This is a genomic window from Mycobacterium sp. THU-M104, assembly GCF_049197365.1.
Classification (GTDB): domain Bacteria; phylum Actinomycetota; class Actinomycetes; order Mycobacteriales; family Mycobacteriaceae; genus Mycobacterium.
Map to the genome: position 1 here is coordinate 1 of NZ_JBMIOP010000026.1, position 6,235 is coordinate 6,235.

Genomic DNA, 6,235 nt, shown 5'->3' on the forward strand with positions numbered 1-6,235 from the left:
GCCGACGCGGCGGGCTGGACCACCGGCCTGCAGGCCGCCGCCGGCGACGAGGTGTCGGCGGCCACCGCGACCCTGTTCAGCGCCTACGCCCACGAATATCAGACGCTGCTCGGGCAGGCGCAGAATTTCCACGACGAGTTCGCCCGCGCCCTCACGGCCGCCGCAACCACCTACGCGGCAACCGAATCCGCGGCGACCACCACCCTGGGGTCGTTCGGCGCCGCAGCCCAGACCCAGTTCGGCGCGCTCACCGGAGGCGCCACCGCAGCCGGCACGGCGGGCGCCACGGCGCTGGCCACCAGCACCACACCGGTGAAGACCGCGCTGATCCTCGGGGCCAGCGGGGTGCCGATCCCCGACGCCAAGTACATCGCCACCGCGTACGGCAACTACGTCTCCCGTGACTTCACCACCAGCAACATCCAGGGATTGTTCACCCCCGAAGGCCTGTACCCGATCACCGGGATCAAAGACCTGACCCTGAACATCTCGGTGGACCGGGGCCTGACGATCCTGAACAACGCGCTCACCGGGCCCAACGCGGCAACCCAGCCGGTCACCGTGTTCGGCTACTCGCAGGGCGCCATGCTCGCCGCACTGGAACTGCCGAATCTTGTTGCCGCCCACGCGCCGACGTCGGACGTGAGCTTCGTGCTCGTCGGTAACGAGATGACGCCGAACGGAGGCATGCTGGCCCGGTTCCCGGGTCTCGACTTGCCCAGTCTCGGTATCCCCTTCTACGGCGCCATGGCCTCGAACACCGGCTACCCGATCGACAACTACACCCTGGAATACGACGGCTTCGCCGACTTCCCGCAGTACCCCATCGACATCCTCGCCGACCTCAACGCCTTCGCGGGCATCGCGTTCGTGCACGGCACGTACCTGACGATCCCGGCGACCCAGATCTCGCAGGCCATCACCCTTCCGGTGTCGCCCGGCTACAGCGGCGGCTCCACCTATTACATGATTCCCACCCAGAATCTGCCGCTGCTGGACCCGCTGCGCGCCATCCCCGGTATCGGGAACCCGCTCGCAGACCTGCTGCAGCCCGACCTTCGGTACCTGGTCAACTGGGGTTATGGCGACCCCAACTACGGCTATTCGACCGGCTACGCCAACGTCGCGACGCCGTTCGGGGTATTGCCGCCACTCAACGCGACACTGGCGCTGGGGCCCGACCTGCTCAACGGCGCCTACCAGGGAATGGTCGCCGCAGGAGGCGATTTGAGCGCACAGGGGCTGCGGCCACTGAACCTGTCGGCGGCGGCGCTGCCGAGCCTGGCCGGCACGCCGCCGGCCGTGCCGACGGGCATCTCGCTCACGTCGGCGCTCGACGGCGCCATCGCGGGCCTCGAAAACGCCGACACCGGATTCGCCAACGGCCTCGTCTCCGACATCTCGACCGCCTACGCGACGTTGCTGCCGACCGCGGACATCGCGACGGCGCTCGTCGTCACGTTGCCGTCCTACGACGCCAACCTGTTCCTCAACGGGATCACGCAGGCGATCAACGGCCAGCCACTGCAGGGGCTCTTCAACGCGATCGGCCAGCCCATCGCCGCAGATGTGGGCCTGGGAACGCTCGCCGGCGGTGTCGAATTCCTTACCCTCGTCGGCGCCGTCGACACCATCCTGACCGGCACGCCGCACCCGTCGCCGTAGCGGCCTGTAGTTTCTTTGTGCCCCAGACGTTTTCGGTTGCGACGCACGGTCGAAAGGCCTAGCCCGAGTTTCCGAGAATCCGTGGTTTCGGGCCTCCCGCCGCGATGTGGGTTGCCGCGATTTTCCTTGTGACACAACACTGCTGGTGCTTGACTTCGCCGCCGATCCCGCCTGGCCGAAATTGTGCCAAGCCTGTAGAAGAATGCGATCGGCGGCCGGCCGTACTGGTACCTGCGCGAGATGGGCCGGGTGGACGGCAAACCGAAGATGGTCTCCGAGTGGTACCTGGGCACCGCGGCCGAGGTGGAGGCGCTGCTGGACACCCGCGAGCATGCGATGTTGCCCCAACGCACCCGGAGTTCGGGGCGGTGGCCGCGGTGTGGGGGTTGCTGACCGATCTGGGCGTGGCCGCGCTCATCGACGAGGCGATCGGGGCGGCGTGCAACCGGGTGGTGGATCCCTGCTCCAAACGCGGGTTCGCGGACTGGTGGCGCACCACGGCGGCGGACCGGTTCACCATGATCAGCGCTTCGGCGCTGGATCACCGCCGGTTCTGGGACGCCATGCAGGCGGTGCCGCTGCAGGCACTGGCGCGGATCGAGGAGCAGCCGGCGCTGGCGATATGCGCCCGGTTCGGGTTCGACACCGCCTCTGTGGCCCTGGACATGACCAACTTCGCCACCTTCATCGACACCGGCAACGACAAGGCGCCGATCGCGCAGCGCGGCAAGGCCAAACAGAAGCGAGCCGATCTGCGGCTGGTCGGGTTGGGGCTGGTGGTCACCGGCGACGGCGGCGTCCCGCTACTGAGCCACGCCTACCCCGGCAACAAGCCCGATGTCACCCAGTTCCCCGGCATGATCTCCACCCTCGCCGCCCGGCAGGCCGGGCTGGCCGCCGCCGCCGGGCAGCCCGGCACCGAGATGACCGTCGTCTTCGATGCCGGGCAGAACTCACAGGCCAACTTCGCACTGCTCGCGGGCACCAAGCTGCACTATGTGGGATCGGTGCCGGCCAGCGACTGCCCTGAGCTGCTCGCGCTGCCCGCCGGAGCCCGCTGCGTCGTCGACACGGACCGGTTCGGCGGCCTGACCGCCCACAACACCCGCCGCGCCGTCTACGGCGCCGACCGGCCAGCCATCCTGACCCATTCGGTCGAACTGGCCCGCGGCTGCACCGGCACCACCCTGGCCAAGGCCGGCCGCAAGCCCAGGGAGCACAATTCTCGGAAACTCAGGCTAGCTTCTCAGGTGGTGGTTGGGGTTGGAAGGGTTGGTACCACCACCAGTCGGCGCGTACGCCGGTGGGCCCGGCATACGGCGCTACGGCCGGCGGGGGCCCGGTGGGCGGGCGCGCGAGTGATCCCGGGCGCAGTGGCCGCCCGGCGCTGTCGGTGACTTCGAGCTCGGTGGCGGGTCCGGTGATGGTGATCTCGCCGCGGTGGTGCAGCCGGTGGTGGTACGGGCAGACCAGCACCAGGTTAGTGACAAGTTCGGAATCTACCCCCCTGCCCAGTGGTCGCTCACCTGGCAGCGGATCGCAGATCTGATGAGGTGTCGGACGTCAGTACGCGACGGTAGGCTTGTCGTTGTGTCCAGTATCGAGCAGCCCGAAAAGCCAGTCGTGCGAACCTATACGCCCGATGAGGCAATCCGGCGCGCTCGGCCACTGCCCCCCGTGATCGCCTCGCCATCAAGAATGTGCCCGAGGAGGAGTGGGCCGCCTTTCAGGCTGCACTAGCGGACGCATGACCAACGCTCAGCCACCGAGTGTTGTCGTGGACACGATGGTCATCAGCTGGCTGTTTGATGACCGCCCCAATCGGCTCGCTGAGCACTACCGCATGCTGATCGGCCCAAGGCCCGTCCTGCTCGCGTTCCAAACCGTGATGGAACTCCGCTACGGAGTTCTGCGCGCCGGGTGGGGTCAACTGCGGCGCCGACGACTCGAACGCCGCATCGCTGAACTGACCGTCGTCCAGCCTGATGATCAGATGATCACCACGTGCGCCGCCTTGCGTGCGCACGGCACACAGATCGGCCATGCGCTCGCCGGCAAGCTCCATGACGGAGACCGATGGATCGCAGCCGCCGCGATGCGCCTCGGCGTGCCACTGGTCTCCCATGACGGGATATTCGATGGAGCACCCGGGCTTGAGTTCGTGACTGCCGCCGGCGACGAATAGCCCCCGCATCGCGAGACTGAAATTCCCGGGTAGTGCGGCCGCGGCGATCTCGCTGCCACAATCCGGCAGAGCAATCACACCTGCCTCACGCATCGCGAACAACACCCCATACCCTCATCGACGCATTCACCAGCTGTTTTGCATCGGACCCACGGCGCAACCGACATAGACAGCGCACCTTGGTGGCAAGTCGGGAACCTACCTGCTGCAGGCATCCCGTCGGCATGGTCAAGGACGCCGACATGTCGTAAGACAGTATTGCGCTATTACTGCAATGTTGGAATACTGTGACCATGGCGTTTCATGGGTATGTAGGCGTGCAATCACGGGGTGTTGTCGCGCTGCCGGCGGAGGTCCGGCGTCGGCTGCATCTGGACGAGCCGGGTGCGCAGGTGGAGATCATCGAGCGCGACGACGGCGTATTGGAGCTCCGGCCGTCGCTGCCCGTCCCCGCCGATCAGCGATGGTTTTGGACCGAGCGCTGGCAGCAGCGTGAACGTGAAGTTGATGGCCACATTGCGGCAGGGCGGGTGACGGTCCACCAAGACGGTGACGCCTTGTTAGAGCATCTGGATCGGCTGGACGCTGATCGGTAGTGAAGTTTGAGACGACACCGGCGTTCGACGCCGACTACCGTCGGCTCAAACGTGAGCATCGCGATGCGTTCCGTCGAGTGCTGACAACCAAGTTCATCCCAGCGTGCGACGCGCTGGTGGCCGATCCGTCGGCCGCCTGGCCTAGGTCACTTCGGGTCAAGTCGGTTCAGGGCGCGCCCCACGTATTGGAAATGACCTGGTCGTTCACAAATCCCGACGGTCGTGCCACCTTCGAACTGGTCACAGTCGACGACGAACTCCGTTGCCGGTGGCGCAGGATCGGCGACCACTCCGTGTTCGACTCACCCTGATGTCGTACAGGAGAACAGTCGCACGGCAGTGCAGAATAGCAACGGCGACAATGGATTCTGTTGGCTGAGAGCAGGTTCGACACAGAAATCCAACCTTTGTTACAAGTCCTTAAGATACCCCCATTCGGGTGGCGGTAGGCCCAGCCCGAGCCGGCTCGACTCTCCGGTGCCCAGAGGGCCATTTTCACAGCTCGCTGTTGGTCTGTGCGGTTGCTGGTCGGGTGCGGAGTCGCGGAGGTCGTTGCGCATCGTGGTTGACGTGGGTTCGTCATAAACCCCCGAGGGGGGATCGCGGTCTGGGCATGTTGGCGGGAATCCGGGGCAACCGCTTCCTGGCGCTGACTCATGGCGGTATGGTTTGCAGTAGCAACGTACGTACATTAGCCGTACACTATGGTTGCTGGTTAGGTAGGTGTCATCGTGGCAGTCAAAGGGAAACGCTTCGAGCTTCGCGCGGAGGAGGCGACCCTGGACCGCATCCAGCGAGCCGCCAGTGTCGTGCATGAGCAGACCTCGGAGTTCGTCCGCAAAGCCGCGATCCAACGTGCCGAGGACATCTTGCGCAACGAGCTGGTAACGGTGATGGAGCCCGAACAGTTCGACACGCTGATGTCCTCGCTCGACGCCGCCGACGCCGCACCACGACTCGCGGCAGCGGCACGCAAGCCTGCGGCGTTCACGCGGCGCTAAGCGATGTTCGAGTCCGCGCGGCTCGACGACGACCACACGCTGGAAGGGTTCGACTGCGGTAAGGAGCCACTGAACAACTGGCTGGTCGAGCACGCTCGCCGCGCCGACAGCAGCGGAGTAGCGCACGTCTACGTGTGGACCCCGCGCCGCGAGCCGAAGGTCTGCGCCTACTTCGCCATCTGTCCCACCGAAGTCGTGCGCAAAGACGACGGCGTGCCGGGGTCCATGGCTGCGGGCTATTCCCGCATACCCGGATATTTGATCGCCCGTCTGGCAATCGACGCAACGCTGCACGGCCAGGGGTACGGCGAGCAGCTACTCCTTGATGCACTTGGGAAAGCCGTCGCCGCGTCGGAGATCGGCGGAGGACGGCTCATCGTCGTTGACGCGATAGACGACGAGGCCCGGTCGTTTTACGAGCATTACCACTTCGTCCCCGTCCGGCACCGTGAGCGCCGTCTAGTCATGAAGGTGTCCACAGCGGCTAAGGCACTCGGCCAGCGCTGACACGACGAAACAGCAGGCTGAACCGCGGATTTCACAAAAGGCGCGAAGCCCGCCAGGCCCTGGCACAGCGATTGTCGACACCTCGTGGCACGCACCATGCAGGCTGCAGCTGCCGTCGGGCTTCCGGGGGGGGTGTCAGTCGGCTTTGCCGCCTGCCCGCGCATTCGCCGGACTCATGCGGATCATCTCAGATGTCTCAAACAACACAGGGACCCGATCATCGCTTCTACCAGCTAGTTTTGTCACCAGCTGACGCTAAAACGACTGAAACATCTAACCTT

7 protein-coding genes and 2 pseudogenes are annotated in these 6,235 nt (G+C 65.7%); 8 read left to right on the top strand and 1 reads right to left on the bottom strand.

All coding sequences use genetic code 11. From position 1 onward, the window contains the following. The 3 genes and pseudogenes from ACOJVU_RS02395 to ACOJVU_RS02405 form a co-directional block, all read left to right on the top strand. The coding region (locus ACOJVU_RS02395; RefSeq protein WP_421528317.1) for a PE family protein at nucleotides 1-1,665 on the top strand (1,665 nt) is incomplete at its 5' end. A 249-nt stretch (nucleotides 1,666-1,914) separates the two neighbouring features. Next, nucleotides 1,915-2,058, top strand: a complete 144-nt coding sequence (locus ACOJVU_RS02400; protein ID WP_421528318.1) for a hypothetical protein — start codon at nucleotides 1,915-1,917, stop codon at nucleotides 2,056-2,058. Nucleotides 2,059-2,069: 11 nt separating this feature from the next. Continuing rightward, nucleotides 2,070-2,774 (top strand): annotated as a pseudogene (locus ACOJVU_RS02405) (IS1634 family transposase); the annotation flags it as partial. 124 nt (nucleotides 2,775-2,898) lie between these two features. Here ACOJVU_RS02405 and ACOJVU_RS02410 read toward each other — a convergent pair. Further along, nucleotides 2,899-3,153 (bottom strand): annotated as a pseudogene (locus ACOJVU_RS02410) (hypothetical protein); the annotation flags it as partial. A 298-nt stretch (nucleotides 3,154-3,451) separates the two neighbouring features. Between ACOJVU_RS02410 and ACOJVU_RS02415 the strand changes: the two are divergent. From ACOJVU_RS02415 to ACOJVU_RS02435, 5 genes are all read left to right on the top strand, one after another. Next, a complete protein-coding gene (locus ACOJVU_RS02415; RefSeq protein ID WP_421528322.1) occupies nucleotides 3,452-3,850 on the top strand; it encodes a PIN domain-containing protein in 399 nt (132 codons plus the stop codon). A gap of 293 nt (nucleotides 3,851-4,143) precedes the next feature. Beyond that, nucleotides 4,144-4,446, top strand: a complete 303-nt coding sequence (locus ACOJVU_RS02420; protein WP_421528323.1) for an AbrB/MazE/SpoVT family DNA-binding domain-containing protein — start codon at nucleotides 4,144-4,146, stop codon at nucleotides 4,444-4,446. Then, the gene (locus ACOJVU_RS02425) at nucleotides 4,446-4,757 is read left to right on the top strand and encodes a hypothetical protein (protein ID WP_421528319.1); all 312 of its coding nucleotides are present in this window, start codon (nucleotides 4,446-4,448) and stop codon (nucleotides 4,755-4,757) included. The genes ACOJVU_RS02420 and ACOJVU_RS02425 overlap by 1 nt, the downstream gene beginning before the upstream one ends. Before the next feature lie 420 nt (nucleotides 4,758-5,177). Next, a complete protein-coding gene (locus tag ACOJVU_RS02430) occupies nucleotides 5,178-5,447 on the top strand; it encodes a DUF1778 domain-containing protein (protein ID WP_421528320.1) in 270 nt (89 codons plus the stop codon). 3 nt (nucleotides 5,448-5,450) lie between these two features. After that, nucleotides 5,451-5,954, top strand: a complete 504-nt coding sequence (locus ACOJVU_RS02435; protein WP_421528321.1) for a GNAT family N-acetyltransferase — start codon at nucleotides 5,451-5,453, stop codon at nucleotides 5,952-5,954. Nucleotides 5,955-6,235: the final 281 nt, after the last annotated feature.

Coding starts and splice junctions, on each gene's coding strand:
- ACOJVU_RS02415 (WP_421528322.1), top strand. CDS start 3,452: ATGGTCATCAGCTGGCTGTTTGATGACCGCCCCAATCGGCTCGCTGAG.
- ACOJVU_RS02420 (WP_421528323.1), top strand. CDS start 4,144: ATGGCGTTTCATGGGTATGTAGGCGTGCAATCACGGGGTGTTGTCGCG.
- ACOJVU_RS02435 (WP_421528321.1), top strand. CDS start 5,451: ATGTTCGAGTCCGCGCGGCTCGACGACGACCACACGCTGGAAGGGTTC.